The organism is Bacteroides sp. OF03-11BH, from assembly GCF_003604005.1.
Lineage (GTDB): Bacteria > Bacteroidota > Bacteroidia > Bacteroidales > Bacteroidaceae > Bacteroides > Bacteroides ovatus.
The window spans coordinates 1-1,137 of record NZ_QTMW01000047.1; the positions used below are offsets into that span (position 1 = coordinate 1).

At 31.0% G+C, this 1,137-nt stretch carries 1 protein-coding gene; it reads left to right on the plus strand.

The window, feature by feature from the left end; genetic code table 11:
- Positions 1–856 precede the first annotated feature (856 nt).
- Positions 857–1,137: DUF3871 family protein (locus DXA54_RS28625; protein WP_243647674.1), on the plus strand; the 281-nt coding region annotated here is incomplete at its 3' end.

Sequence of the window (1,137 nt, forward strand, 5' to 3'; positions counted from 1 at the left end):
AAACGTGAATTTTTTAAATATTAATGTAAACAAGGTATAGTTGCCTTAATTATATATTATAACACACATTTTCCCCTACTACTAAAGAATTTAAACTTTATGTGTGCATGAACTTCATTTTTTAGGATGACAGAGTATCTGTTCTGATTTTTAAAGATTAAGAGTTATATAGGCTAATACTGCACTTGAAGTATGAGACACTGAAAAATATGTCAATGCCTACAAATAAGTTCATTATAGAGACTTTGACGAATAAAGTAGTCTACTATCCAACTAAAAACAAAAATAGCCGCAAGCGAGTACACTTACAAATGTGCTCAACTGCGGCTTTTTTTGTGGAACTTCTAAATTCTTGTCTAATACAAGGGATATAGCAGTTCGCAATTTTAAATATGGGAGTTAATTTTCCCAATGGAATTGTGGGAAAATGCAAATATGACCTGTTTGATTTACATATAATTCAAGGAGTTGAACCATTGACAAACAGGTAGTTCTTGATTTTTAAGAATACTCAAAGTTAGTCATAATAAACAAGGTAAAAAAATAAACAATACTCATTTTTTGATATTACTACTTAGCATATCTTTATATGGCAGTATAATACTCTCCTTTCTATTATAGTGAATAGTAATACATAGGCACGCAATAAAGTATAGGTACTTATATATAATACCCCCTACCTGTTAAAATAAGAGCCTAAATATATATTAGCTTACTTCTCTTATGATTTACTGAATTGAAAGTTACGTACGGGTGAAAAGAGGACATCTAACGTCCCCCTAGGGTAGTTGGAGAGAAATGAAATATATTTCAATCCACGTAATCAATTTATAAATCATTTAAAATTTTATTCGTTATGAGAAATCTACAAATTATTGGCAATGTGCCACAGGTAAGAAGAGAAAGTAACTTTGGTGAGTATGCAGAAGAAGCGGTAATAATCGAAGAACAACCAAAAGTTAAAAAAGAGAATCCTCATTTCTTGGAAGCTAATACACTAGAGGTAACAATGCAACATTTAAAAGAAGATTGTATTACACCCGTATTTGCCAAAGACAATGAGCTTACAATTCCTCACCCTGCATTTATTGATACTGTTTATGACGCTGCAAATACGTTTTTCAGTGGTGAAAGTAT